Below are 25,710 nucleotides of genomic sequence, written 5' to 3'. Positions count from 1 at the left end.
GCGCGGCGTTCGGTGCCGCGGTGTCAACCGGCCACGGCGCGCCGCGTCGTGACACCGATGAGCGCCGCCACGGCCGCCAGCACCGCGACGCTGGTGAGCGCGGCGGGCAACGAGAACCAGTCGGCCATGAAGCCGATCGCGGGCGGCCCGAGGAGCATGCCGCCGTACCCCAGGGTGGAGGCGATCGCGACACCGCTCGGGCCGGCGAGCGTTCCGGCCCGCTCCACGGCGACCGGGAAGAGGTTGGCGAGGCCCAGCCCGGTGACGGCGAAGCCGAGCAGGGCCGCCCACGCGGAGGGGGCGAGCGAGCCCAGGAGCATGCCCGCCGCCGCGACGGTGCCGCCCGCGACCACGGTCCGGGTACGGCCGAGGCGCTCCAGCAGGGCCGTGCCCGTCAGCCGCCCGACGGTCATGGCGAGCGCGAAGCACGAGTAGCCGGCCGCCGCGATGCCCGGCGAGGTGTCCAGGTCCTGTTCGAGGTGGAGGGCGCCCCAGTCGGCCATGGCGCCCTCGCCGTAGGCCGTGCACAGCGCGATCAGGCCGAAGACGACCACCAGTCCGCGGGTCCGGCCGTCGAGGCGTCGCGGCGCCTCTCCGGCCGCGTCGTGCGCGCGCTCGGGCGGGCGCGGCGGCTCGTGCCGCAGCAGTGTGGGTCCCGCGGCGGCGGTCACCAGCAGCCCCACGACGGTCAGGCCGAGCAGATGCCGCGTGGGGGACAGCGCCCCGGCGACCAGCCCGCCGAGCCCGGCGCCGACCATGCCGCCGAGACTGAAGGCCGCGTGGAAGCTCGGCAGGACGGGCCGCTTCAGCGCGGCGATCAGGTCGATGGCCGCGCTGTTGAAGGCGACGTTGATCCCGCCGAAGGCCGCGCCGAACACCAGCAGGACGCCGCCCAGTGCGAGCGCCGAGTGGGTGAGCGGGGGCAGGGCGACGCTGAGTGAGAGCAGGACGGCGCAGACGACGGTGACCGGATGGGCGCCGAAGCGGTGGCACAGCCGCCCGGTGAGGGTCATGGTGACGACGGCACCCGCCGAGACACCGAGCAGCGCGAGCCCCAGCGTGCTCGCGGAGGCGTCGGTCTGGTGCTTGATGGCGGGGATGCGGACGACCCAGCCCGCGAAGATGAAGCCGTCGAGGGCGAAGAACGCGGTGATCGCCACGCGGAGCCGGGTCAGCGTGTCACCCGGCACGGTGCGCTGCGCACGGGTTTTGTTTATGAGCGGCACAAAGTCAGGCTAGGGGTGCGCCGGGAGCGCGGCAAGGGAGTTGACACGCGTTGCGCGTGCGTTCGGTCCTGTTCGCGCGCGGGCCGCCGATGCGCCGCAGCGGCCGTCAGACGGTCGCCACCAGTAGTTCCTCACCGCTCGACGGCCGCAGCCCGTCCGTCCGGCCCGCGAAGTAGCGCTCGGACAGCTCCGCCGCCGATACGTGCCGGGCCTGGCCGAAACCGGCCCGCAGGGCCAGGGTCACCAGTTCCTCCGGGACGAAGAAGCTGATGAACGGCGTACCGGAGGAGCGCGCCGCCTGCTCCATCGCCCGGCGCAGCGGGCGCTCCTCCGGCTCGATCCGCTCCAGCGTCGGCATGAACGTCGTGGTGAGCGCGGAGCCCGGCGCCAGCGCCGCGGCCTGGCGCAGCATGGCCTCGACGGCCTCCCGGGTCAGGTACATGGTGACGCCGGTGGAGGCCACGACGGCGGGCCGGTCCGCCGTGAATCCGGCCCCCGGCAGCAGTTCCCACCAGGACTGGGTCTCGAAGTCGACCGGCACGAGCCGGAGCGAGTCCGGGAGGCCGTACCCCGTCTCGGCCAGCCGCCGCCGCTTCCAGGCCTGCGGGCCTGGCCGGTCGATCTCGAACACCGTCAGGCCCGCGGCGATCCGCGGCCTGCGCTGCGCGAAGGAGTCGAGCCCGGCGCCGAGCAGCACGTACTGGCCGACTCCCCGGGCGGCCCGCTCGATCACCAGGTCCTCGACGAAGCGGGCCCGCGCCACGATCGACGCGCGCATGAGCCGGGTCTCCCGCGGATCCATGTCGGGGCGGGCCCGCCAGCCCTCGCCCGGGTCCGCCAGCCGCAGGCCGACCTCGTCGTCCAGTACGTGCGGCGGCGCGTCGACCAGCAGGTGCAGGGCCCGCCAGAGGGCGACCCGGACCGCCGTCGGATCCGCGACCGCCTCGGTCCCGTCCGCCACGGCGCCGCTCCTTCCGCTCGGGGGCCCGGCCCGTCCGTGCGGGACGCGGGCCGCCCCCGGCACCCAGCCTGCTGCACGACGGGCCCGGCCGCTCGCCGTATGCGTGAGCGCCGTCGGTCCGCGTGTTCGGAGTATGGGATACAGGTCGGTTAATGCTTGCGCACGTGCTGGTTGCGGGACGGTGAGCAGTCCATGATGGGCCCATGACGTTGGCGTCGCGCGCTCTCGCGCAATTGGCGACCTGGCCCGATCTGAGACGTGCCGTGCCGAGCTGCGGCCTGGGCCAGGCGCTCCGCTCGGCCCACGGCGAGATCGCCCACTTCCACTCGGAACGGGATGTCGACCTGCTGCTGACGGACCGCGCCATCCGGCGGTTCGCCCAGGATCTCAGGGACACCGGGGCGATCCGTATCGTGCCCGGCTCGCAGTGGGTGACCATACGTCTCGACGTCGCCAGCGACGTCGACCTGCTGCTGACGCTCGTGAGCGTCGCCCTCCAGGCCCAGCTGGTCTGGGCGGACCCCGTCGGGCGGCCCACGCTCGGCTGCAACGACCAGCGGGGCGCGGGGTTCGTCCGGGCCGATCCCGGCGGCATCTGAGACGGCCGCTGCCCGTGCCACCCGCCGGGCCGCTCGTGCACCGCTGCGGCGCCGCCTCTCGCGTCGCCGCCCGGTGTGCCGCTCACACCGCGAGGACCCGGATTCCCGCCTCCTCGAACCGGTGTGCCGTCTCCGGAGCCACTGCCGCGTCCGTGACGAGCGTGTCCACGTCCTCGGCCGCACAGATCCGGGCGAACGCCCGCTGTTCCAGCTTGCTGGAGTCGGCGGCGACGACCACCCGCTCGGCCCGCTCGCACAGCAGCCGGTTGATGGCGGCCTCCGCCTCGTCGTGCGCGGCGGCGCCGTGCGCGGCGTCGAAGGCGACGACCCCGAGCACCGCCAGGTCGAGGGTGATCTGGCCGAGCACACCGTCCGCGAGCGGGCCGATCAGCTCGTACGACTGAGGGCGTGCGACCCCGCCCGTCACCACGATCTTGAACTGGGGGCGCACGGCCAGCTCGTTGGCGATGTTGAGCGCGTTGGTGACGACGGTCAGCGCGGGTGAGCCGGTGGCGAGGTCGGCGCGCACGGCCAGGGCGCGGGCCACCTCCGTCGTGGTGGTGCCGCCAGTCAGGCCCACCGCCTCGCCGGGCGCGACGAGCCCGGCCACCGCGCGGGCGATGCGCTGCTTCTCGGAGGCGTGCCGGGCGGTCTTGTAGCGCAGCGGCAGCTCGTACGAGACGCCGTGCACCACCGCACCGCCCCGGGTGCGCACCAGCATCTGCTGCTCGGCGAGCTGGTCGAAGTCGCGCCGGATCGTCGCCGCCGAGACCGCCAGTTCGGTCGCCGCCTCCTCGACGTCCAGCCGGCCGCGCTCGACGAGCAGTTCCAGCAGCGCCTTCCAGCGGGCGTCGCGTGACATCCGCAGCCTCCGTTGCCCCGTCCCGTTCTCCGTCTGGGCGACCTTAGCGCACCCTTCGTGGCGGTGAATGCTTGATTGTGCTCGAAAGTTAGCTATATCTTGCATGAACAAGCAGTCGATGGAGGGGGCGGCATGACCCATGTCGAGGACGAGCTGAACAGCCAGCCCGAGTGCTGGACCCGGGCCGCGCAGGCGGCGCCGGGGCACGGCGGGGCGCTGCCCGCAGCGGGGGAGCGGGTCGCGATCGTCGGCTGCGGCACCTCGTACTTCATGGCGCAGGCCGCCGCCGCCCTGCGCGAGGGCACGGGCCAGGGCGAGACGGACGCCTTCGCCGCGTCCGAGTTCCCGTACGGCCGCAGCTACGACCGGGTCGTCGCCCTCACCCGCTCCGGTACCACCAGCGAAGTGCTGGACCTGCTCGGCCGGCTGCGCGGCAGCACGCCCACCACCGCCGTCACCGCCGACCCGGACGCTCCGGTGCGAACGGCCGCCGACGACGTCGTGGTGCTGGACTTCGCCGACGAACGCTCCGTCGTGCAGACCCGGTTCGCCACCACCGCGCTCACCCTGCTCCGCGCCCACCTGGGCCTGCACACCGACACCGTCGTCGCCGACGCCCGTACGGCGCTGTCCGCCCCGCTGCCCGAAGGGCTGGTCGACTGCACGCAGTTCACCTTCCTCGGCCGCGGCTGGACCGTCGGCCTCGCGAACGAGGCCGGGCTGAAGATGCGCGAGGCCGCACTGTCCTGGACCGAGGCGTACCCGGCGATGGAGTACCGGCACGGCCCCATCAGCATCACCACCAGCACCACGGCGACCTGGATGTTCGGCGAGGCGCCCGAAGGGCTCGCCGAACAGGTGCGTGGGACGGGCGGCCGATGGATCGAGGGCACGCTCGACCCGCTGGCCGAACTCGTCCGCGCGCAGCGGCTCGCAGTGGCCGTCGCCGCCCGCCGGGGCCTCGACCCCGACCGGCCGCGCCACCTCACCCGCTCCGTGATCCTCGCCCCCTGACCCGAGCGCCGCAAGGAGAAACCGTGCCCCTCGCAGCCACCGGTGAACTGGTCGCCCACGCCGCCGGAACGCGCTCCGCCGTCACCGCGTTCAACGTCATCACCCTGGAGCACATCGAAGCCGTCGTCGCGGGGGCCGAGGCGGCCGGCGCGCCCGTGATCCTCCAAGTCAGCGAGAACGCGGTCAAGTTCCGCTACGGCCGGCTGCTCCCGCTGGCCCGCGCGGCCGTCGCCGCCGCCGAGGAGGCGGCCGTACCGGTCGCTCTGCACCTCGACCATGTGCAGAGCGACGAGCTGCTGCGCCGGACGCCCGGCGCCGGGTTCGGCTCGGTGATGTACGACGCGGCCCGCCTGCCGTACGCCGAGAACCTCGCCGCCACCCGGGCCGCCGCCGACTGGGCGCACGCCCGGGGGCTGTGGATCGAGGCCGAACTCGGTGAGGTGGGCGGCAAGCCGGGGCAGGGCGGCGGGGCACCGCTGGACGCCCATGCGCCCGGCGCCCGCACGGACCCCGACGAAGCCCGCGCCTTCGTCGCCGACACGGGCGTCGACGCCCTCGCCGTCGCCGTCGGCAGCGTTCACGCCATGACCACCCGCACCGCGACCCTGGACCACGGCCTGCTCGGGCGGCTCGCCGCCGCTGTGCCCGTCCCGCTCGTGCTGCACGGCTCCTCCGGGGTGCCGGACGGCGAACTGGTCGCGGCGGTCGCGGGCGGCATCGCCAAGGTCAACGTCGGCACCGCCCTGAACGCGGCGATGACGGGCGCGATCCGCGGCTTCCTCGCCGCCCACCCCGAGGCCGTCGACTCGCGCAAGTACTTGAGCGTCGGCCGGGAGGCCATGGCCCGGGAGGTGACGCGGATCGTCCACGTCCTCGGCCGGCCGGGCCCCTGACACCGTCCCGCCGTGCGCCACACACGCCCGCACCTCGGCGAGCCGCCCCTCGTGGCGGCCGTCGGGGTGGGCGTGTACGGCGTCGTGAGCCCCGCCGACGTCTTCTTCCGGCTGCCCGGACCGGGGCAGCCGCACCTGTACGGCTACGGCTACGACGCCGGCCTGGGCGTCGACGGCACCCAGCACCTCGTCCGCCCGGGCCGGGTGCGCCTCGTACCGCCCCGGCGCGAGGTCCGCCACCGCTGGCGGGGCCGCTCCGAGCACCTCTGCGCACAGCTGCGCAGCCCCGTGGCGGGCCCCGCGCACCGCGTCCCCGTCGTCCAGTACATCGGACCCGAACGTCCGCTGCGCAGAGCCCTGTTGGGGCAAGCGGTGGCCGCCGTACTCCGGGCGTCGAGGGCGGCCGGGCCGAGATCTGGACCCGCTGTCGCGCACAGCAGGCCTGGCGTTCGCCGCCGAACACCCCGGTATCCACCCGGCGTTGAGCGCCGCCGTCGCCCACATCGAGGGCGGGGCCGGCCGGACCGCTGACCGTGCCGGAGGTCCGCCCGGGGCTCCGGCGTCTCGCACAACCAGCTGAACCGGCTCTTCCGCGCCGCCACCGGCGACACCGCCGTCGGCTGCGTCCGCCGCCGCGGACTCGACCGCGCCCGCCACCTGTTGTGCGCCTCGACCCCGTCCGTCGGTATCCCCGGCCCGCACGCCTTCGGCCAGGCATGCCGACGCGAACTCCGCGCCTCGTCCCGGGCGTTGAGCGCGGCGGCTACCGCTTGACGGCGTTCAGCACCACGAACTTCGGGTCTCCGGCCACGAGTCGGCAGTTGCCGAACAGGCGCCGCAGCTTCACGTGGTAGCCGAGGTGCCGGTTGCCGACCACCCACAGCTCGCCGCCCGGCCGCAGCGCGCGCCGTGCCCCGGTGAACATCCGCCACGCGGTCGCGTCCGTGAGCGCCTGATGGGAGTGGAACGGCGGATTGGTGAGAACGACGTCCACACTGCCCGCCGCCACCCCGGCCAGCCCGTCCCCGACCCGGAACTCGGCGTGCCCGGGCACGCCGTTGGCCCGGTAGGTCGCCTCCGCCGACGCCACCGCCTGGAACGACTCGTCCACGAACAGCACCTCGGCCCCGGGGTCGGCCAGCGCCACCGCCGTCCCGATGACGCCGTTGCCGCAGCCCAGGTCCACGACCCTGCGAGCACCCCGGCCGGCGGGCAGATGCCCCAGGAAGAACCGGGTGCCGATGTCGAGCCGGTCGGCGCAGAACACCCCCGCGTGATTGACGACGGTGCGCCCGGAGGCCGGGCCGATACCGTCGGGGAGCGGGTAGCGGTACGGCCACGGGTTGGCGGGGCGTGCCAGGGACGGGTCCGGGGTGCACAGGATCAGCCGCGCCTTCTGTTCGGCCGGCGAGGTGCGGGTCGGGCCGAGGATCCGCTCGAACAACCGGAGCGTCGAGGTGTGGATCTCCTTGACCATGCCGGTGCCGACGACGACCGTGTCCGCGTGCACGGCGGGCGCGAGCCGCAGCAACTGGTCCTCCAGCAGCGCAAGGCTCTTCGGCACCCGGACGAGCAGCACGTCGACGCGGTCGGGCGGCGGATCCTGGGTGCTGAGCAGGCGCACGGCACCGGGCCGCACCCCGGCCCGCGCGAGGTTCGCCCGGGTCGCCTCCTGGGCGAGGAAGGAGTCGGTGATCTGCACCGGCCGGTGCTCCGCCAGCGCCGTCACCAGCGCGCCCCAGCGGTCGCCGACGACCACGACCGTGCCGGACAGCGGGACCTCCCGCCCGGCCAGATGCCGCAGCAGATACGCGTCGGAGGCGTCCCAGGCACGCAGCCGGTCGCGCGGGTCCTCGGGAAAGCGGGACAGCTGGAACGCGCCCCAGGGGGTAGTCATACGGTCGTCCATCGTGCGTCCAGGCTAGGCCCTGTCGTCAAACTCCCGTCGTCCGCCCGGACGACCGGAGTTCGACGAAAGGACCCGGCGGAGCCGCAGCTCAGGGCCGGTCGGGCAGGATGGAAACCATGGAGGAGGAACTGTTCCCCCGAGAGCGGCTCCAGATCGCGCCCGGCGCGGTGCACGTACCGGACTGGCTGGACGCCGGAAGCCGGCGCGACCTGCTGACGGCATGCCGCGCGTGGGCGCGCCCGCCCGCCGGACTGCGCAGCGTCCGCACGCCCGGCGGCGGCACCATGACAGCGCGCCAGGTGTGCCTGGGCTGGCACTGGTACCCGTACGCCTACGCGCGCACCGTCGTCGACGGCGACGGGGCGGCGGTGAAGCCCTTCCCCGCCTGGCTGGGTGAGCTGGGCCGCCGGGCGGTGGCCGACGCGCTCGGCCCGGCGGCGGTCGCGGCGGCGCCGTACGACATCGCGCTGATCAACTTCTACGCGGGCGACGCCCGCATGGGCATGCACCGCGACGCCGACGAGCGGTCCGAGGCACCGGTGGTGTCGCTGAGCCTCGGCGACACCTGTGTCTTCCGCTTCGGCAACACCGAGACGCGCACGAAGCCGTACACGGACGTCGAACTGCGCAGCGGCGACCTGTTCGTCTTCGGCGGCGCGTCCCGCCGCGCGTACCACGGGGTGCCCCGGGTGCGGCCGGGCACGGCACCGCCCGAGCTGGGCCTCACCGGGCGGCTGAACGTCACCCTGCGCGTGAGCGGGTTGTAGGTTGCGGCACTGATTGCAGCGTATCGGGATCATGGGAGACTCAGCGCCATGAGCGGCAAGGCGGACCCCCGGACGGCGGGGGAAGGAACCACCTCGAGGGCGCGGCTGGACCGGGGGCGCGGGGCGCTCGGACCCGCGTTGGAGCTCGTGCACACGGGACGGGCGCCGACCCGGGCCGTGCTCACCGCCGAACTGGGCGTGACCCGGGCGACCGCCGGCGCGGTGGCCGCCGAGCTGGAGGCGCTGGGACTGATCCGGGTCGACGCCCGGCCGACCGCTGCGGCCGGTTCCCAGGGCCGTCCCTCGCATCGGCTGGCGGTCGCCGAGGACGGGCCCGTGGCGCTCGCCGCGCAGGTGCACGCCGACGGGTTCCGGGCCGCGCTGGTCGGTCTCGGCGGGCGGATCGTGGCCACCGCTCCGGGCTGCGGGACCGTCGCCGCCGACCCGGCGAAGGTGCTCGGCTCGGTGGTCGAGACGGGTGCCGAACTGCTCCGGGCGACGGGCCGCCGCTGCGTCGGCGCCGGGCTCGCGGTGCCGTCCGCGGTGGCCGAACCGGACGGCCTCGCCCTCAACCCGCTGCATCTCGCCTGGCCGGTGGGCGCGCCGGTGCGCCGGATCTTCGCCGAGTGCGTGCGGGCCGCCGGGATCACCGGCCCCGCGTTCGCGGCCAACGACGTCAACCTCGCCGCGCTCGCCGAACACCGGCACGGCGCGGGCCGTGGCGCGCGCGACCTGCTGTGCGTGGCCACCGGCCACCGGGGTGTGGGCGGTGCGCTGGTTCTCGACGGGCGTCTGCACACGGGCAGTTCGGGCCTGGCGCTGGAGGTCGGGCACCTCACGGTGAACCCCGAGGGCCGCCCCTGCCACTGCGGCAGCCGCGGCTGTCTCGATGTGGAGGCGGATCCGCTGGCGCTGCTCGTCGAGGCGGGCCGCACGCCCGGACCCGAGGTGTCGCTGCTCCGGCAGGCCGACGACCTCGTCCGTCACCACTACGCCGACCCGACGGTCCGCGCCGCGGCCGAGGCGCTGATCGACCGTCTGGGCCTCGGCCTCGCGGGCCTGGTGAACATCCTCAACCCGGACCGGATCATCCTCGGCGGCCTGCACCGCACCCTGCTGGACGCAGACCCGGACCGGCTGCGCGCGGTGGTCGCCGACCGGAGCCTGTGGGGCCAGAGCGGCGGCGTCCCGATCCTTTCCTGCACCCTCGACCACAACAGCCTTGTCGGCGCGGCGGAACTGGCCTGGCAACCGGTCCTGGACGACCCGCTGACCGCCCTGACCGAGCCGGCCTGACCCCGGCGCCCCACGGACGTCACCGCCCGGCGGCTGCGGCTGCCCGTCCGCGAGCGCCTGTCCGGCCTCCGGAGTGTGTCAGGGGCCGGCGTGCCGGGCGCGGGTCGTGGTGGTTGCGGCTGCCGTAGTGGTCTGCGGGCGGCACCGTCCTGTTCGGGACGCTGCCCCGGGGAGCATCCGCCCCGCATCCGCGTACTCCCCGGGAGGTAGCCGCACTGCCGCCGGACGTACGACGACCCGGACCCCTCTCCGGAGCGAGTCTCTGAGCAGTACCCGACTTGCTCGCGCGGAGGAGATGACCCGAGATGCAGACCCTGGCGAACTGGGACGGCGGACCCGGCCCGTGGATCCTGTTCTTCCCCCTGATCTGGGCGGCCGTCGTGATCGGCGGCGCGACCGTGTTGCGCCGCACGGTCCGGCGCGGGCGCGGCGCCCCCTGGTGGCCCGCGGACGCCGGACGCCCCACGGGCGACTCGCCGATCGCGATCATCGGCCGGCGCTTCGCCACCGGTGAGATCGACGAGGACGAGTACTGGCGGCGGCTCTCCGTCCTGGACGAGCGGTTCGGCCGCGCGGGCAAGGGCGGTGCGGTGTGACCGTCACGACCACCGTGCGCACGGCCGCGCGGGCCATGGACGGCGTGGACATGGACATCCCGGCGGCCCGGGCCCTCATCCGGTGCCGGCGCCGACCGTCGCCCGGAACATCATCCTGCCGCCGGCCCGGCGGGCGGCGCGCCCGGACGTCCCGCGGGCCATCGCCGCCGAGTGACGGGGTGACGGGCGGGGGAGGGCGGTCACCGCCCGGTCAGCCGACAACGGCCGACCGGGCGGGAGTACGGGGCACGGCGGCGGGCGCGCAGGCGACGGGTTCGGCCTCCGGAAGCCTGGGGGCGGGCTGCTCCACGGCCGTACGGCGCGGCACAGCCGCCCGCTGCGGCTTCGCCTCCGCGCGCGCCGGCAGCGTGAACCACACGACCTTGCCCTCGTCGCCGTCGGGCCGCGCGCCCCAGCTCTCGCTCAGCGCGGCCACCATGGCGAGCCCGCGCCCGCAGGTGTCCAGCGGTGCGACGTCCTTGAGGTCGGCCGCCACGGGAAGGCGTGGATCGTGGTCGCGCACCGAGACGGTGAGCCGGTCGAGCAGCAGTTCGATCCGCACGGTGCACGACTTGTCGGGCCGGGCGTGTTGATGGACGTTGCTCAGCAGTTCCGTGACCCCGAGCGCGGCCCGGTCGATCAACGGGTCCAGCTGCCAGTAGCGCAACTGCGCAGATACGATTCTGCGGACCTGGCCGATCCGCGACGGCAGGGCTTGGAGCTCCACCGTGCAGTGCCTGCTTGGGTGACTGATCACGGCTGCGACTCCCCGACGTGAGGTCCGGAAGAACACGGAGTACGGATCCAGCAAGGCGCCGGTGTCCAGCGGCCGCCTGCTGCAGTGGCCGGCGGGCTGGTTCGCAGCGTTATCGCCGGTAAACCCAGAGTGACGTGTGACCAGAGTGGCCCAGGACACAAGAGTGCGCAACTCGCCGTGATTCAGTCCCCGCGCCCCGCGGCCCGGCGTACCGCCTCGATGAACCGGCGCGCCGCGGGCGGGCCCGCGTGGCCGGGCGCCGGGTCGTGCTCGCCGAGCGTCAACACGTACCGCTGGCCGTTGAGATCGGCCAGCGCCCGGTCGTCCGGGGCGAACCAGGGCTTCGAGGCGCGCACCGCCTGGACCGGCGCGCTGTCGATCTCGCTGCCGTAGCTGGTGAGCAACTCCACCCTGCCGTCGCTGATCCGGACCTGCCCGGCCCGGGTGAGCGACCGCAGCCGCTTGTCTATCCGGACGCCCGTGGCCGTGAACTCCGGCTCCGCCATCCTTCCCCGCCCCCTCGCGTCTCTCGCCCGCCGGACCCGGACCCCGCCGGGGCGGGATCCGGTGCCGTCCGGCTCGTTCCGTGATCCAGTGTGCGCCTTCGCACGGGGTGCAGGCCCCGCACCCGGTGCAGTCTGCCCCCACCCGGCGCGGAGCACCAGTGCGCCAGGTGCCCCGCGGGGCCGTGCCCGAAGCACGCTCCGGAATGCGCCCCCAGCGTGCCCCGAGCACCGCACCCCCGTGTCGCCTTTGGGCTGCCCAAAGGTGTGTTTATGCAGGTGGGAAGCGATGCGGAAGCTGCTTATGATCGGAGTGCCGGTCGTCGTGGGCGCCGGCGGCCCGCGAAGTGTAAGGAGCCACGTCGTGAGCACCACCCCACAGACCCGGACCGGCGCCACCCTGGACGCCGACCACAGCGACCCCGGCTACCGCGCCTGGCTGAAGGAGGCCGTCCGCAAGGTCCAGGCCGACGCCAACCGCTCCGCCGACACCCATCTGCTGCGCTTTCCGCTGCCCGAGGAGTGGGGCATCGACCTCTATCTGAAGGACGAGTCGACCCACCCCACCGGCAGCCTCAAGCACCGGCTGGCGCGCTCGCTCTTCCTCTACGGCCTCTGCAACGGCTGGATCCGGCCCGGCCGGCCGGTGATCGAGGCGTCCAGCGGTTCGACGGCCGTGTCCGAGGCGTACTTCGCCAAGCTGATCGGCGTGCCCTTCATCGCGGTCATGCCCCGCACGACCAGTGCCGAGAAGTGCCGGCTCATCGAATTCCACGGCGGGCAGTGCCACTTCGTCGACGACTCGCGGAAGATGTACGAGGAGTCGGCCCGCCTCGCGGTGGAGACCGGCGGCCACTACATGGACCAGTTCACCTACGCCGAGCGGGCCACGGACTGGCGCGGCAACAACAACATCGCCGAATCCGTCTTCCGGCAGCTGGAGTTGGAGCGGTTCCCGGAACCGGCGTGGATCGTCGCCACCGCTGGCACCGGCGGCACCTCGGCGACGATCGCACGCTATGTGCACTACATGCAGTACGACACCCGGATCTGTGTCGCCGACCCGGAGAACTCGTGCTTCTTCGAGGGCTGGACCACCGGCGACCCGGACGTCACCTGCGACTCGGGCTCGCGCATCGAGGGCATCGGCCGGCCGCGCATGGAGCCGAGCTTCGTGCCCGGCGCCATCGACCGCATGATGAAGGTCCCGGACGCGGCCAGCGTCGCCGCCGTACGGGCCCTGGAACGGGTCATCGGCCGCAAGGCGGGCGGCTCGACCGGCACCGGCCTGTGGAGTGCGCTCAAGATCGTCTCCGAGATGGTCGCCGAGGGGCGCACCGGCAGCGTGGTCACCCTGCTGTGCGACCCGGGGGACCGCTACCTCGACAAGTACTACTCGGACGCCTGGCTGGCCGAGCAGGGCCTGGACATCGGGCCGTACACGGCCGCGATCGACGTACTGCTGGCGACCGGGACCTGGCCGGACTGACCGGCGGTCCGCAGGACGGCCGTCGCCCGGTCCGAGTGTGCGCGGGGCGCGTGCGGTCGCCGTCAGGCGGCTCGCGACGGCCGTCGCCGTCTGCGGGAGCACGACCGTCGCGAAGGGCGGGCGAACGCGTCCACGAGTCCTCCCGGCGGGACGCCTGTCGTGCGGGCCCGGTCTGTTGCGTACCTGCGCGCGACGCGACCAGCGTGCGGGCCGTGCGGCCGACCGGCGGGTGCGCGGCGGAGTCCGTCCTCGGCGGGGTTCTCACACCGGAGCGGGACCCGACGGGTTCCGGCCGGTCAGGCGTCGGTCCAGCGCGGTGAGCGCGGCGCGGAGCGCGCGGCCGACGCCGGGGCGCGCCAGGCGGGCGACGGCGCGGAAGAGCCACGTCCCGTCGAGGGCGAACGTCATCCGGACGCGGGTGCCGGTGCCGGCCGGGGCGAGCCGCCACTCCTCGGCCCAGGCGCGGGCGCCCGGCGTGTTCGCCCTGTCGACGCGGTAGGCGTACACCTCGGGAGCCTTCGCCGCGATCACCGACTCCTGGAACCGTGTGCCGCCCCTGAGCCGGATCTCCCGCCCGCCCTCGGTCGCCCGGGCGGACGTCACCGCCGAGAACCACTGTGGCCAGCCGGACACGTCCTCGGCGAGCGCGCGGAAGACGGCGTCGGGCGCGGCGGCGATCTCGCGCGTGAACACCAGGCGTACGGGGGCCGTTTCGACGAAGTCGAGCCCCACCGGGCGCAGACCGTGAGCCATGGACGCGAATCCCCTCGCGACATCCCTCGAACGAACGGGGCGTTGACGGTGCCGGGCCGTCACCCTAGCTGACGGGGCGTCAGTTGTCTGCGTCCTCGGCCGGAGCGCCCGCCAGCACCAGCCGGCGCAGGTGCTCGGAGATCTCCGCGCGCGCCGCCGCGGGCAGCCCCGCGTCGGTGACCAGTGTGTCGACCTGATCCAGCGTCGCGAACGAACTCAGGCCCACCGTCCCCCATTTGGTGTGGTCCGCGACCACCACCACCTGCCGTGCCGACTGCACCAGCCGCCGGTTGGTCTCGGCCTCCGCGAGGTTCGGCGTCGACAGGCCGGCCTCCACCGATATCCCGTGCACGCCGAGGAACAGCAGGTCGAAGTGGAGCGTGGCGATCGCCTGGTCGGCCACCGGCCCCACCAGCGAGTCGGACGGGGTGCGCACCCCGCCGGTCAGCACCACCGTCGGGGCGCCCTGCCGCTGCCCCGAGGTGCGCTGCGCGGCATGGAAGACGTCCGCGACCCGCACCGAGTTGGTCACCACCGTCAGATCCGGCACTTCGAGGAGCTGGTGCGCCAGCGCGTAGGTCGTCGTGCCGCCCGACAGGGCGATCGCGGTGCCCGGGCTGACCAGTTCGGCGGCGGCCCGCGCGATGTCCTCCTTGGCGCTCAGCTCCAGGCCCGACTTGGCCTCGAAGCCCGGCTCGTGGGTGCTCGCCTCGATGACCGGCACCGCCCCGCCGTGCACCTTCTCCAGGACCCCCTGGCGGGCCAGCGCGTCCAGGTCACGGCGCACCGTCATGTCGGACACGCCGAGCTTGCGCGTCAGTTCGTTCACCCGGACGCCGCCGCGGCGCCGGACCTCGTCCAGGATCAGGGCGCGGCGCTGCTCCGCGAGGAGGTTCTGATTCTCACTCACGTACGCTCCGGTCCTTTCGCCTCAGCCGTCCGACACGCCCGTCGCACCCGCTCCGACCAGGGTGTTCCGCCATGCCACCGGTGCGCGGGCGTCCCATCTTGTCATGGGTCGCCGCGCGTTGCGCCACCCCCCGCAGCGACGCGCAGACACCCCTCGGACACCGTGCGTCCCGCCGATGCTCACACGGATCGGGGAGATTCGGTGACGAGAGGTGTGCGGAGCACCCGGAGCGGAGATCCTGAAGGCCGCACGGACACAAGCCGTCGGCGGATCACGGGGGAAGAGCGAGAACAGTGGAGCGTGCGCAGCAGCAGACCGCGCCGGACGGGGCGAACGGCCCCGCGACGCGGCCCGGGACACCCCCGGTCGACCTGGAACTCCTGGTCCACGGAGTGGGGGGCACCACACCCGAGGAGATGCTCGACGATCCGTGCACGGTGCGGATCACCGGCGACGACACGGCCGCCGTCTTCCGGCGTGCCGCGGACGTGGACGCGGAGGACCGGCCCGAGGAGTACCGGGACAGACCGGTCCCCGAGGCGTACGTCTGGTGCAACCTCACCTCCGGCAACAGCGCCCGCGCCCTGTGGCTCCTGCTGCTGCCCTTCATGGTCGTCAACCTCGCCCACTGGATGCGGCCCGCCACCCGGGGCCACCACCGGACGGTACGGCTGTACGGGCTGCTGGTGCGGCTCGCCGGGCTCAGCCTCACGGTGCTGCTGGTGGCGGCGGCCTGCGAGGTCGCCCTGGACCTCGTGGCCTGGCAGTGCGCCGGCGTCGAGGCGTGCGCCGCGCGCCACTCCTGGCTGGGTTTCCTCTCGCCCGCCGCCTCCGGCGAGGGCTGGTGGAGCCTGCCCGGACGCCGGCTCGCCCTGGCCGCCCTGGTGCCGGCCGCCCTGACCTATCTGCTCTGGTACCTGTCGCGGCGCACCTGGAGCGCCTACGAGTCCCAGCCGCTGCCGCACCGCCCCGAGCCGGACGAACAGACCGGCCCGACCGCCCTGGGCAGCCCCGGCTTCTGGTACGGACGCCGGCTGGTGGCCCGGCTGCGCGCCGCCCACACCGCCGCGGGCCTGCTGACGGTGGCGGCGGCGATCGTCTCCCCGGCCGCCCGCTTCGACCGCGGGCCGGGCGGATCCGACGTCCTCGACAGCCTCGGCCGGCTGCTCATCGCCGCGCTGTGCGGCACGGCGGCGGTCGTGCTCTGGGTGGTGTGCCGCCGGGGCCGCAGCGAAAACCGCCTGGACCGGGAACTCGACGAGCACCTGGTACGCAGGCTGCCGCTGGCCGCCCTCGTCCTGCTCGCCCTCGCGCTGCCGTACGCGGGCTGGTCCCGGCCGGGCTGGCAGTCGGCCGGACGGCTGTCCGGGGACACCGCCTTCGGCGTCATCCCCCTGGTACAGGGGCTGCTGGTGGTCGTCATCGCCGTGGTCGCCCATCTGCTGCACCGCACCCCGCCCCCGGAACCCGGATCCGCCGGGCAGACGGGCGCCCCGGCCGGCCGGCGGGCCGCCATGCGCGGACTGGGCGGGCCCGCCGTCGCGCTGCTGGCCTGCGCGCTGGGCGGCGTGATGTCGGGCGGCGTCGCCCAGCGCGTCGCCGACTGGCTGGACGGCACCGGCTCCTCCATCGACGGCCCGCCCGTGCTGCTGACCTGGCAGGCGTCCGTCATCCCGCCGCTCCTGGTGGCGCTGCTGGCGCTGGTCGGCTGGCTGTCCTGGCGCACCTGGCAGCTCAGCCGCGCCGAGCGGAGCACGGTGCAGCGCGACTACCCGAAGGAGCCGGCCGACCCGGCCACCACCCGCCGTATCGCGCGCACCCGCGCGATGGCCGCGCTCACCGACCGGGCGCCCCTGCTCGTCGCCGTCGTCTCCGCCACCACGCTGCTGCTCGGCGCCGGAGCGCTGGTGGGCGGCCTGGACACCGGGAAGACCCCAGGGGAGGCGGCCGGGCACACCTACGCCGTCGTGCGGGGCGCGGCCGAGACCGCGCAGGCCCTGGGCTCCTGGCTGATCGGGCTCGGCTTCGTGCTGTTCGTCACCTGGGGGCGGCGCGCCTACAAGGACGCCTCCGCGCGGCGCACCATCGGCATCCTCTGGGACGTCGGCACCTTCTGGCCGCGCGCCGCCCACCCCTTCGCGCCGCCCTGCTACGCCGAGCGCGCGGTGCCCGACCTGACCTGGCGGATGGCGACCTGGACGCAGAGCACCGGGGGCCGCCTGGTGATCTCAGGACACTCCCAGGGCAGCGTCCTCGCGGCAGCCGCCGCCTGGCAGTTGACGCCGTCCGTGCGCAAGCGGGTCGCGCTGCTCACCTACGGCTCCCCGCTGGAGCGCCTGTACGGCCGCTGGTTCCCCGCCTACTTCGGCCCCGCCGAACTCGGCTCCCTGCACCGCGAGGTGGCCCGCTGGCGCAACCTCCACCGGCTCACCGACCCGATCGGCGGCCCGGTGCGGCTGCCCGGCGACTGCGGCCCGGACGTGGACCGCGCGCCCCTGAAGGACCCCCTCGCCCTCGGCCGTACCGCCCGGCATCCGCTCCCCGCGCCCGTCCTCGGCCACTCCGACTACCAGGCCGACCCGGCGTTCGCCGAGGAACGGGAGCGGCTGCTGGCCGGGCTGCGGCCGGACGTACCCGGTCAGCGCCCCGAACAGGCTCCCTGACCGGGGCCGTTGGGGGTCAGGGCAGCTCCGGCAGATCCTCCGGGTACAGCAGCGTCAGGTCGTCCGTGCTCGGCTCGGCGAGCTGGGCGACCCGGCTCGCGTGCCGCTCCACCATCGCCTCGAAGGTCTGCCGGGCGGTGCGGCCGTTGCCGAACGCGGCGCCCTTGGGGATCGCCGTGAAGTACTTGATCAGTGCCTCCGACGCGCCCTGCGCCAGCCGGTACTCGTGCTCGTCGGTCTGCTGCTCCACGATCCGCAGCAACTCGTCGGGCCCGTAGTCGCCGAAGGTGATGGTCCGGGAGAAGCGGGACGCCACACCGGGGTTGACGGTCAGGAACCGCTCCATCTCCGCCGTGTAGCCCGCGACGATCACCACCACCGCGTCCCGCTGATCCTCCATCAGCTTGACCAGGGTGTCGATGGCCTCCTTGCCGAAGTCCCGGCCGGCGTCCTCCGGCGAGAGCGCGTACGCCTCGTCGATGAACAGCACACCGCCGCGCGCCCGTTCGAAGGCCTCCTGGGTGCGGATCGCGGTGGACCCGATGTGCTCGCCGACCAGGTCGACCCGGGACACCTCTACGAGATGCCCCTTCTCCAGCACGCCGAGGGAGGCGAGGATCTCGCCGTAGAGCCGGGCCACCGTGGTCTTGCCGGTGCCCGGGGAGCCCGTGAACACCAGATGGCGCTTGACCGAGGCCGCCTTCAGACCCGCAGCAAGGCGGCGCCGGCCCACCTCGATCATGTCGGTGAGCGCGCGGACCTCGCTCTTGACGCTCTCCAGGCCGACCAGGGCGTCGAGTTCGCCGAGCACGTCCTCGGAGGTCCGCGCCGGCTTCTCCGGCTCCGCGGCGGCGACGAGCGGCTCCTGCTCGCTGCTGCGCTGCCCGGGGATCGCGCCCAGCAGCCCGGAGGAGGGGCTGGTCGTCTGCACGGCGGTCTCCCGGTCCGCGGGCGGCCTGAGCCCGCCGCCGCTCTCGTCGCTGGTGCAGTCCTCCACGACCGGCCCCGTGCCGGAGCCCGTGTCGGGGCCGCCGTCCGCGAACTCGTAGCCGCCGCGCGCGCACCGCTCCGTACGGCACTTCTTCAGCGTCGTACGAGAGCCGTCTATGACATGGAAGCCGTAGCCGCCGCTGCCCGTCACCCGGCAGCCCAGGAAGCTGCCGCGGCCGCCGGCCGAGACGTAGAAGCCCGCCTCCGCGGGGCCGTCCACCGTGCAGCGCTCGATCGTGGGGTCCGCGCCCTTGGTGACGATCACACCGGTCTGGGTGCCGTCCAGGGAGCAGTTGTTGAGCGTGCCGCCGCTGCCGTGGTCGCGGAACCAGGCGCCGGTGGCCGCGTCCCGGATGCGGCAGTCGTCGAGCTGCGCGGTCGCCCCGTCGCTGACCGACACGGCGGTGTTGCGCACCTGGGACAGGTCGCTGTCCACCACGTCCGCGCGGGAGCCCCGGTCCAGCACGAACAGGGCGTCCGGCACGTCGTGCACCCGGCAGGAGTCGAGCACTGCGGTCGCGCCGTCGCTCACCCACACCGCGGGGTAGTCGCCCGTGCTGTCGAAGATCTCGCACTGGTTGGCGTCCACGCGGGTGCCCGGGTCCCACACCGACAGGCCGTTGCGCCCGAACTGCCGCACCGTCGTCCGGGTCAGCGTGAGCACCGAACGGGAGCGCAGGTCGACCGCGTTCTCCGGGATGTCGTGGATGCGGCAGTCGGCGAGGGTCAGCACGGCGTCCGTGTCCAGCGTGACACCGTCCGCCGCGGTGCGGTGCACATCGCAGTCGGTGAGGTGTGCCGTGGCCCGCGCGGTGATCTGGGCACCGGCCCCGCGCACCTCGTAGACCTCACAACTCACCGCTTCCAGCGCGGAGTTCTCGCCCGTCACCATCAGGCCGACGCCCGAGGCGTGGTGCACCCGGCAGCGCTCCAGCCGGGGGTGCGCGCCGCCGCGCACCGTGACGCCCGCCTGCCCGGCCGCCACCACTTCGCAGTCCTCGTACACCCCGGCCCCGCCGTCGAGCACGGCGATGCCGATCCCCGCGGGGTTGTCCACGGTGCAGCGCCGCACCGTCGGGCGGGCGGTGCCGCGCACCTCCAGGCCCGAGGCGGACCGGGTGACGACCCGTACGTCCCGCAGCTCGGGTGTGCCCTCCTCGACGAGCAGCGCGGGCGCGGCGGCGTCCTGGCCCTCCACGAGGAGGTCCTGCACCACGGCCGAGGCACGCACCGTCAGCGGCACCCCGTCGACGGGGGCGATCCGCACGGAGCCGGGCGAGCCCTCGGGGCCGCGCAGCGTCACCGCCCGCTGGATCACCAGGTTCTCCCGGTAGGTGCCGGGAGCGACGGTGAGGACGTCACCGTCGGCGGCGGCCTCCAGGGCGGCGGCGAGCGATGCGTACTCACCCGTGCGGCGCCGCCACCGCGATGTGCCGGTGTGCGTCACCTGGACCGTGCCCTGTGCCATGGCGTTGCCGTGCCCCCACCTCGTCTACGTGGCTCGTACGCCGTGGGGCGCGCGGCCGGTGCCGCGGCCCCTGCGGCTCGTCGCGCGGGTCCTCGCCGAGTGTCTCGGCCGGTCCACCGTAGCGTGCGCGCGGGCGGTGGATCGACCAGAGGCGGCAGGCCGTCAACTGCCGGTGCCTGCCTTGCCCCAGTCCGGGCCGGCTCGGTCCCATGCCTGGTCCCAGCGTGTGTACCGGCGGCGGACCATGCGCCAGACGGCCATCCGTCTGCCGCCCTCGACCAGTCCCCCCGTCAGCAGTGCCGCGCCGAACCCGGCCAGCACCGCGTGCGTCGTCGCCGTCGTGGAGTCCAGCGGGCGGGCGACCGTGCGGCCGCGCGTGTCCGTCCACAGCGTGAAGCGGTCACCCGGGCGCGGGGAGGTGAGGTGCGCGAGGGTCGGGCCGTGCTGCGGGGTGCCGTCCGGGGCGGTCCACTCGGCCAGGACGCGGCTGCGGGGGTCGTGGCCCATGGGGGCGTCCGGGTCGGGCTGCGGCAGGGCGTCGCCCAGCTTGCGCACCACGGTCGCCGTGACCAGGTGCCGGGCGTGCTGCTGGGCCCGTACGGACCGTTGGAGGGCGTCCTGCGCGACGCTGCCGACGAGCGAGCCGACCACGGGTGCGGCCACCGCGATCAGCAGCAGCGTCCCGAGGGCCACCCATGCCTCGGCGAGATCGGTCGCGCGGCGCAGTGGATTGTGCCGCCAGCGCCAGAGACCGCTGAGTGCACGCAACCTTCCGCACCCCCCTTCCCGCTCCGTGATAACCGCTCGTGGAGCCGTTCATCCGCGGGCCCGGTCGAAGAGAGAGCGAAATCACCTCCGCTCCTGCGCAGCTTCGGCCGAGACCTTTCATGGACTTCTCACGCCATCCCAACGACCGGGCGACGGCGTCCGGTTCCCCGCGACGACGGGATCGAGCCAACGCCGACGACCGCCCGTCCGCGGGCGGTCCGGCGTGTGCCTGCCCCGAAGGGGCGCGGGGAACTGCGCGACCGGCCACGACGGTGCCGCAGCCGGCCGGCGGCCCGTCACGACCCTTCCCGCGGAGCGTTCAGGCGAGGATCCGCACCGGATCACCGACCCGGATCGTGCCGGTGGAGCGGGGCACCAGGTTCTGGCCGAAGACCAGCGAACGGCCGATGCGGCGGTGGCGCGCCAGTGTGTGGAGGGGCTCCGTGCCGCGCGCGGCGGTGCTCTGGTCGGTCGTGGTCACGACGCACCGCCCGCAGGCCTTCGCGACCCGGAAGGCCACCTCGCCGATGGCGAGGCCCGACCAGCTGTCCTCGGCCCAGGGCTCCGTGCCGGCCACGACCACACTCGGCCGGAAGCGGTTCATCGGCAGCGGCCCCTCCTGCGCGTGATCGCCCCGGGCCACCAGGGAGTTGAGGGCGTCGAGGGAGGCGAGCGTGGTCACCAGCAGCGGATAGCCGTCGGCGAAGCTCACCGTCTCGCCGGGCAGCGCGTGCTCCGGATCGATCGGGCGGCGCGTGGCCGGGTCGTCCAGGTGGACCAGGCGGACGTCCCTGCCCAGATGGCCGGTGCACCAGGCGTGCGCGGCGTCGTCGGCGGCGACGGCCTCCACCTTGGTGCCGAAGACGGTCACCGTCACCGTGCCCCCCGGCGCGGGGACCGGGACCGTCAGCGGCGTCCTCCCGGCCGCGGACAGGCGAACGCCGCCGCCGGGCAGCGGCTCGGCGGCGGCCAGCGCGAGGCGCGGCTCCTCGCGCTGGGTGACGACCTTTCCCCCGTCGTCGATCAGTGCCCAGCGTCGGTCTCCGGCCAGCCCCCAGGGTTCCACGGCGGCCTCCCGGGGCGAGACGCCCCGGAACGCCTTGACCGGATGGACGTGGATCGAGTGCAGCGTGGCGTTCCCCATGCCGCCATCGTGCCAGCCGGTACCGACAGCCGGGGAAGGCCGATCAGTAGCCGCGGTACTGCTGCTGCTGGTTGTTGTACGGGTCCTGGTACGGAGCCGGAGCGGGCCGGGGAGCCGCGGGGCGCATCGCCTCGTAGCCGGTGCCCGGCGTCATCGGCCGCGGCTGCGGGGGCTGCGGACCGGGGTAGCCGCGCGGCGCGGTGGCCTGCTGCGGGATGTACGCCGTGGGCGCCTGCTGCAGCGGAGCGGGCTGCGGCGCCTGCTGGTAGCCGTAGTGGGGGGCAGGCTGGGAGGGGCCCGCGGGGAGCGCGGGCAGTGCCGACGGCAGCGCGGGCAGGTTGCTGCCCGGCGTGTCGTAGGCCGCGGGGACCCGGATCGGGGCGATCTGCGGGGTGCCCCGCTCGGCCACGAGCGAGTCGTAGATCGGAGTGTCCGGGAAGGAGGCGGAGTAGTAGCCGCCGCCATAAGTGGAGCGGGGGGAGGTCATGGCACATAAGTTAAGCCCACGATGTGCTGGTTGGGGAGACCGATAAGAGGGTTGTTTTCCGTGTCGGCGGTGACGCGGGATCCCCAATCCGAGCGAACTCGGCAAAAAGGGGCGGCAGCCCGCGTTTGAATCGTGTAAAGGCCGAGTTCCCAGCAGGTTACCGGGGGTTGGACGGCGAGCATTGCGTACCGCCCGTGGGAGTTCATCGTCCCCCGGAATACGTTGGGAGGGTAGGGATGGCAAGAGACGGCCGGGACCCGGCCCGGCGACCACGTGATGGGGGCGGACATGTCAATGCCGAAGGGATCGAATGCGCAGGTGCCCACGGCGGCGCTGCGCGTCGAATTGGGCTGGCGCCCCGGACCCGGGGTCCCGGACGTGGACGCCTCGGCACTCCTGCTCGTGGCGGGAAAAGTGCGCTCGGACGGTGACTTCGTCTTCTACAACCAGCCCGCGCACTCCTCCGGAGCGGTCCGTCACGAGGGCAAGCGGAATGCCGCGGGGAGGGTGACCGACACCCTCCTCGTGGACCTCGCGCGCGTGGAGGCCGCCGTCGAGCGCGTGGTGCTCGCCGCCTCGGCGGACGGCGGGAGCTTCGGCCGGGTGCCGGACCTGTACATCGCGGTGACGGACGCCGCCCGTGGCGATGCCGTCGCCCGCTTCGACAGCACGGGCGCGACGGTCGAGACGGCCTTCGTGCTCGGCGAGTTCTACCGCCGCCAGGGCGGCTGGAAGTTCCGCGCCGTCGGCCAGGGCTACGACAGCGGACTGGAGGGGCTGGCCACGGACTTCGGGATCACCGTCGACGAGCCGCAGCACACGGCACCGCCCGCTCCGGTGACGCCGCCGGCGTCTCCCGCCGCCCCGCCGCCTCCGCAGACCGTGCCGCGTGCGGTGACCGCCCCGCCGCCGGCGGGCCCGCCGGTCCCACTGCCCCCGCCGCCGGCCGCCGCGCCCGTGCGCCTCAGCAAGGTCACGCTCACCAAGGCGGCCCCCTCCGTCTCGCTGGCCAAACAGGGCGGCACGTCCGGCGCCCTGCGGGTCAACCTCAACTGGCAGGTGCGCAAGCAGCTCGCCGGATGGGGCCGCCGGCGCGGCACCGCGCACCGGGAGCTCGACCTCGACCTGTGCGCCCTGTACGAACTCGCAGACGGCCGCAAGGGGGTCGTCCAGGCCCTCGGCAACGCCTTCGGATCGCTGCACCGGCCCCCGTACATCCACCTCGACGGCGACGACCGCACCGGCGCCGTGTCGAGCGGCGAGAACCTCACCGTCAACCTCGACCACACCCGGGACTTCCGGCGCATCCTCGTCTTCGTGACCATCTACGAAGGCGCCGACTCCTTCGCCGACCTGCACGCCACCGTCGCCCTCCGGCCGCAGCACGGTGCGCCCGTCGAGTTCTCGCTCGACGAGTGCACGGTGCCGTCGACGGTGTGCGCGCTCGCCCTGATCACCAACACGGGCGGCGACCTCGTGGTCCGGCGCGAGGCGCAGTACCTGGTGCCGGAGCGCGGCGTGAGCCCGCAGCGGACCGTCGACCGCGCCTACGGCTGGGGCATGAACTGGACACCCGGCCGGAAGTGACTGGCCCTCAGCCCTCGTCGGGCACGGCGTCGGGACGCGTGTACGTACGGCCCTTCCAGGCCGCGCCGCGCCCCCGGTAGTGCTGCACCGCCGAGTCGACCGTCATGAGGAGGTACAGGAACGCAGTGAACGGCAGCAAGGGGGCGAGCCACAGCGGCTGGCGGTAGTAGCGGAGCATCGGGACGTACGTCCCCGTCATCACCAGCCACGCCAGGGCACCGGTCACCGCGGCCGCCGTACCGCCCGTCGCCGCGCCCACGACCAGCGCCACGGGCGGCACGAGATACACCAGTCCCAGCCCCGCGACCGTGCCGGCGAGCAGCAGCGGATTGTGCCGCAACTGCGCGTACGCACTGCGCGAGACCATCCGCCACAGGTCCTGCAGCCGCGGATAGGGGCGCACACTGTCCACCCGCTCGGCGAGCCCCAGCCAGATGTGCCCCCCGCCGCCCTTCACGGCCCGCGCGAGCGCCACGTCGTCGATGACGGCATGCCGGATCGCGTCGGGGATCCGCGCCCGCTCGGCCGTCTCCGCGCGCAGCAGCACACAGCCGCCCGCCGCGGCCGCCGTACGCGCCCCGCGCCGCCCGATCCGGCGGAACGGATACAGCTGCGCGAAGAAATACACGAACGCGGGCACCACCAGGCGCTCCCACACGCTGTCCACCCGCAGCCGGGCCATCTGCGAGACGACGTCGAAGCCTCCCGTGCGCGCCGCCGCCACCAGGTGCCGCAGGCTGTCCGGCGCGTGCGCGATGTCCGCGTCCGTCAGGAGCAGGTACTCGGGGTCACGCGCGCGTGCCAGGGAGATGCCGTGGCGCACCGCCCACAGCTTGCCCGTCCAGCCCGCGGGCGGCTCGCCGGGCGAGTCCACCGTCAGCGGCAGCCCGCCGTGCCGCCCGGCCAGTTCGCGGGCCAGCTCCCCGGTGCCGTCCGCACTGCCGTCGTCGACCAGGAAGACCTCCGCCCGTCCCGGATACTCCTGCGTCAGCAGCGACGGCAGGCTCGACGGCAGCACCGCGGCCTCGTCGCGGGCCGGCACGACCACGCACACCGACGGCCAGTCGTCCGGGTCCCGGTGGGGCGGCAGACGGACGTCCGTCCGCCAGAAGCGGCCCTGACACAGCAGCAGCCACAGCCAGGCGGCGAGCGATACGGCGGCGATCCACAGGAGGGCACTCACCCGCGCAGTCTGCCCCACCGGACGGGCCCGCCGGGTCGCATCGTCTATCGTGGCCGGGTGAAGATCGCGCTCATGGACTCCGGAATCGGCCTGTTGGCGGCCACCGCCGCGGTGCGGCGCCTGCGGCCGGACGCGGATCTCGTCCTCTCCCTCGACCCCGACGGCATGCCGTGGGGCCCGCGCACCCCGGAGGACCTCACCGAGCGCGCCCTTGCCGTGGCCGAGGCCGCCGCGGCGCACCGTCCCGACGCCCTCGTCGTCGGCTGCAACACGGCGACCGTGCACGCGCTGCCCGCCCTGCGCGCCCGCCTGGAGCCCGGCATCCCGGTGATCGGCACCGTCCCGGCGATCAAGCCGGCCGCGGCCGGCGGCGGCCCCGTCGCGATCTGGGCCACACCCGCCACCACCGGCAGTCCCTACCAGCGCGGGCTCATCGAGGAGTTCGCCGACGGCGTGCCGGTCGCCGAGGTGCCGTGCTGGGGACTCGCCGAGGCCGTCGAGCACGCGGACGACGCCGCGATCGACGCCGCCGTCGCCGCGGCCGCCGGGCTGACCCCGCACGACGTGACGACCGTCGTCCTCGGCTGCACCCACTACGAACTGGTCGCGGAACGCATCCGCGCGGCCGTGCAGCGCGCCGCGGCCCCGCCGCTGGTCCTGCACGGCAGCGCCGGTGCGGTGGCCGCCCAGACGCTGCGCCGGATCGGCGAGCGGCCCGCTCCCGGCGCGCCGGCCGACGGCACCGTGACGGTGCTGCTGAGCGGCCGCGCGGGCGCGCTGCCCGCGCCCGCGCTGCACTACGCCGAGGGCAGCGTCCTGGTGGCCGCGAGCCCCGCCCGCTGACCACCGGCGGCCGGACGGGCACGCCGGCCCGCATCCCGCAAC

At 74.4% G+C, this 25,710-nt stretch carries 24 protein-coding genes; 11 read left to right on the top strand and 13 right to left on the bottom strand.

Annotated features, from left to right (window positions below; genetic code table 11):
* Positions 1-23: 23 nt before the first annotated feature.
* Positions 24-1,190, bottom strand: a complete 1,167-nt coding sequence (locus CTZ28_RS26450) for an MFS transporter (protein WP_121892197.1) — start codon at positions 1,188-1,190, stop codon at positions 24-26.
* Between the two features lie 142 nt (positions 1,191-1,332).
* A complete protein-coding gene (locus CTZ28_RS26445) occupies positions 1,333-2,187 on the bottom strand; it encodes a class I SAM-dependent methyltransferase (RefSeq protein ID WP_121892196.1) in 855 nt (284 codons plus the stop codon).
* A gap of 203 nt (positions 2,188-2,390) precedes the next feature.
* Here CTZ28_RS26445 and CTZ28_RS26440 point away from each other — a divergent pair, with 203 nt between their 5' ends.
* Positions 2,391-2,786, top strand: a complete 396-nt coding sequence (locus CTZ28_RS26440) for a luciferase domain-containing protein (RefSeq protein ID WP_183154592.1) — start codon at positions 2,391-2,393, stop codon at positions 2,784-2,786.
* 82 nt (positions 2,787-2,868) lie between these two features.
* On the opposite strand, the gene CTZ28_RS26435 is transcribed toward CTZ28_RS26440, so the two are convergent.
* On the bottom strand, positions 2,869-3,648 hold the full coding sequence (locus CTZ28_RS26435) for a DeoR/GlpR family DNA-binding transcription regulator (protein WP_121892195.1): 780 nt from the start codon (positions 3,646-3,648) through the stop codon (positions 2,869-2,871).
* A gap of 132 nt (positions 3,649-3,780) precedes the next feature.
* Between CTZ28_RS26435 and CTZ28_RS26430 the strand changes: the two genes are divergently transcribed.
* The 3 genes from CTZ28_RS26430 to CTZ28_RS26420 are packed head-to-tail and all read left to right on the top strand — an operon-like array spanning position 3,781 to position 6,086.
* Positions 3,781-4,662, top strand: coding sequence for an SIS domain-containing protein (locus CTZ28_RS26430; RefSeq protein ID WP_121892194.1), 882 nt, complete (start codon positions 3,781-3,783; stop codon positions 4,660-4,662).
* Positions 4,663-4,685: 23 nt separating this feature from the next.
* The gene (locus CTZ28_RS26425; protein WP_121892193.1) at positions 4,686-5,555 is read left to right on the top strand and encodes a class II fructose-bisphosphate aldolase; all 870 of its coding nucleotides are present in this window, start codon (positions 4,686-4,688) and stop codon (positions 5,553-5,555) included.
* 12 nt (positions 5,556-5,567) lie between these two features.
* Positions 5,568-6,086: a zinc finger protein 839 gene (locus CTZ28_RS26420; RefSeq protein ID WP_259471813.1), complete on the top strand. Its 519-nt coding sequence runs from the start codon at positions 5,568-5,570 to the stop codon at positions 6,084-6,086.
* A 232-nt stretch (positions 6,087-6,318) separates the two neighbouring features.
* Here CTZ28_RS26420 and CTZ28_RS26415 read toward each other — a convergent pair whose 3' ends face one another.
* Positions 6,319-7,452 (bottom strand): methyltransferase, encoded by a 1,134-nt coding sequence (locus CTZ28_RS26415; RefSeq protein ID WP_121892192.1) that lies wholly within the window; start codon positions 7,450-7,452, stop codon positions 6,319-6,321.
* 128 nt (positions 7,453-7,580) lie between these two features.
* Here CTZ28_RS26415 and CTZ28_RS26410 point away from each other — a divergent pair, with 128 nt between their 5' ends.
* The 3 genes from CTZ28_RS26410 (at position 7,581) to CTZ28_RS26400 (ending at position 10,123) form a co-directional block, all read left to right on the top strand.
* Positions 7,581-8,231, top strand: coding sequence for an alpha-ketoglutarate-dependent dioxygenase AlkB family protein (locus tag CTZ28_RS26410; RefSeq protein WP_121892191.1), 651 nt, complete (start codon positions 7,581-7,583; stop codon positions 8,229-8,231).
* A gap of 48 nt (positions 8,232-8,279) precedes the next feature.
* Entirely contained in the window at positions 8,280-9,527 is a 1,248-nt protein-coding gene (locus tag CTZ28_RS26405) for an ROK family protein (RefSeq protein ID WP_121892190.1), read from the top strand.
* A gap of 305 nt (positions 9,528-9,832) precedes the next feature.
* Complete coding sequence (locus tag CTZ28_RS26400; RefSeq protein ID WP_121892189.1) at positions 9,833-10,123, top strand: SHOCT domain-containing protein; 291 nt, start codon at positions 9,833-9,835, stop codon at positions 10,121-10,123.
* Between the two features lie 211 nt (positions 10,124-10,334).
* On the opposite strand, the gene CTZ28_RS26395 is transcribed toward CTZ28_RS26400, so the two are convergent.
* Positions 10,335-10,880 carry an ATP-binding protein gene (locus CTZ28_RS26395; protein WP_121892188.1) on the bottom strand — a complete coding sequence of 182 codons (546 nt, stop codon included), beginning with the start codon at positions 10,878-10,880 and terminating at the stop codon, positions 10,335-10,337.
* A 182-nt stretch (positions 10,881-11,062) separates the two neighbouring features.
* Positions 11,063-11,386: a hypothetical protein gene (locus CTZ28_RS26390; protein ID WP_121892187.1), complete on the bottom strand. Its 324-nt coding sequence runs from the start codon at positions 11,384-11,386 to the stop codon at positions 11,063-11,065.
* Between the two features lie 361 nt (positions 11,387-11,747).
* On the opposite strand from CTZ28_RS26390, the gene cds1 reads away from it, so the two are divergent.
* A complete protein-coding gene (gene cds1 / locus CTZ28_RS26385) occupies positions 11,748-12,872 on the top strand; it encodes an L-cysteine desulfhydrase Cds1 (RefSeq protein ID WP_121892186.1) in 1,125 nt (374 codons plus the stop codon).
* Positions 12,873-13,133: 261 nt separating this feature from the next.
* Here the strand turns inward: cds1 and CTZ28_RS26380 are convergent, their stop codons facing one another.
* A complete protein-coding gene (locus CTZ28_RS26380) occupies positions 13,134-13,625 on the bottom strand; it encodes an SRPBCC family protein (RefSeq protein ID WP_121892185.1) in 492 nt (163 codons plus the stop codon).
* 79 nt (positions 13,626-13,704) lie between these two features.
* The gene (locus CTZ28_RS26375) at positions 13,705-14,535 is read right to left on the bottom strand and encodes a DeoR/GlpR family DNA-binding transcription regulator (RefSeq protein ID WP_121892184.1); all 831 of its coding nucleotides are present in this window, start codon (positions 14,533-14,535) and stop codon (positions 13,705-13,707) included.
* A gap of 293 nt (positions 14,536-14,828) precedes the next feature.
* Between CTZ28_RS26375 and CTZ28_RS26370 the strand changes: the two genes are divergently transcribed.
* Positions 14,829-17,198 (top strand): hypothetical protein, encoded by a 2,370-nt coding sequence (locus CTZ28_RS26370; RefSeq protein WP_121892183.1) that lies wholly within the window; start codon positions 14,829-14,831, stop codon positions 17,196-17,198.
* Positions 17,199-17,214: 16 nt separating this feature from the next.
* Here the strand turns inward: CTZ28_RS26370 and CTZ28_RS26365 are convergent, their stop codons facing one another.
* The 4 genes from CTZ28_RS26365 to CTZ28_RS26350 form a co-directional block, all read right to left on the bottom strand.
* On the bottom strand, positions 17,215-19,656 hold the full coding sequence (locus CTZ28_RS26365) for a right-handed parallel beta-helix repeat-containing protein (protein ID WP_121892182.1): 2,442 nt from the start codon (positions 19,654-19,656) through the stop codon (positions 17,215-17,217).
* A gap of 162 nt (positions 19,657-19,818) precedes the next feature.
* Positions 19,819-20,424 carry an Rv1733c family protein gene (locus CTZ28_RS26360; RefSeq protein ID WP_121892181.1) on the bottom strand — a complete coding sequence of 202 codons (606 nt, stop codon included), beginning with the start codon at positions 20,422-20,424 and terminating at the stop codon, positions 19,819-19,821.
* Positions 20,425-20,743: 319 nt separating this feature from the next.
* Complete coding sequence (locus CTZ28_RS26355) at positions 20,744-21,568, bottom strand: MOSC domain-containing protein (protein WP_121892180.1); 825 nt, start codon at positions 21,566-21,568, stop codon at positions 20,744-20,746.
* A 43-nt stretch (positions 21,569-21,611) separates the two neighbouring features.
* Complete coding sequence (locus CTZ28_RS26350; RefSeq protein WP_121892179.1) at positions 21,612-22,055, bottom strand: DUF6643 family protein; 444 nt, start codon at positions 22,053-22,055, stop codon at positions 21,612-21,614.
* 294 nt (positions 22,056-22,349) lie between these two features.
* Between CTZ28_RS26350 and CTZ28_RS26345 the strand changes: the two genes are divergently transcribed.
* Positions 22,350-23,642, top strand: coding sequence for a TerD family protein (locus tag CTZ28_RS26345; protein WP_472926671.1), 1,293 nt, complete (start codon positions 22,350-22,352; stop codon positions 23,640-23,642).
* 7 nt (positions 23,643-23,649) lie between these two features.
* Here the strand turns inward: CTZ28_RS26345 and CTZ28_RS26340 are convergent, their stop codons facing one another.
* A complete protein-coding gene (locus CTZ28_RS26340) occupies positions 23,650-24,843 on the bottom strand; it encodes a glycosyltransferase (RefSeq protein WP_121892177.1) in 1,194 nt (397 codons plus the stop codon).
* A 39-nt stretch (positions 24,844-24,882) separates the two neighbouring features.
* Between CTZ28_RS26340 and CTZ28_RS26335 the strand changes: the two genes are divergently transcribed.
* A complete protein-coding gene (locus CTZ28_RS26335; protein WP_121892176.1) occupies positions 24,883-25,668 on the top strand; it encodes a glutamate racemase in 786 nt (261 codons plus the stop codon).
* Positions 25,669-25,710: the final 42 nt, after the last annotated feature.

Source organism: Streptomyces shenzhenensis (genome assembly GCF_003688995.1).
Classification (GTDB): domain Bacteria; phylum Actinomycetota; class Actinomycetes; order Streptomycetales; family Streptomycetaceae; genus Streptomyces; species Streptomyces shenzhenensis_A.
This window is presented reverse-complemented; position numbering and strand designations above follow the sequence as displayed.